The organism is Bacillus sp. B4EP4a, assembly GCF_006680105.1.
GTDB lineage: Bacteria > Bacillota > Bacilli > Bacillales > DSM-1321 > Peribacillus > Peribacillus simplex_E.
The window spans coordinates 1-262 of the sequence record NZ_VHIK01000147.1 but is presented as its reverse complement, the minus strand read 5'-3'; the positions used below and the strand labels follow the sequence as shown (position 1 = coordinate 262).

Annotated in this window: 1 protein-coding gene; it reads left to right on the top strand. The window is 37.5% G+C overall.

Translation table 11 applies throughout. The annotated features are described in order from the left end of the window. Window positions 1-19 precede the first annotated feature (19 nt). Window positions 20-262: AraC family transcriptional regulator (locus tag FNK51_RS26310; RefSeq protein WP_483296145.1), on the top strand; the 243-nt coding region annotated here is incomplete at its 3' end.

Below are 262 nucleotides of genomic sequence, written 5' to 3'. Positions count from 1 at the left end.
CAACAAAACAGAGCCATCATTGCAAGACGCGATAACAAGATTAGCTCGTCTGCTAGATACTCCAAAAGATATCAAGGAACTTGCTCCTTTAATCGAGAAAGAAATCATCTATAGGGTTCTGCAANGAGAACATGGGGATATGCTGAAACAATTAGCCATAGAAGGATGTTCTACTCATCAACTCAGTGACGTGATTGAACATATCATGAATAACTATGAAAAGTCTTTTAAGTTTGAGGAACTTGCGGAAATAGCAAATATG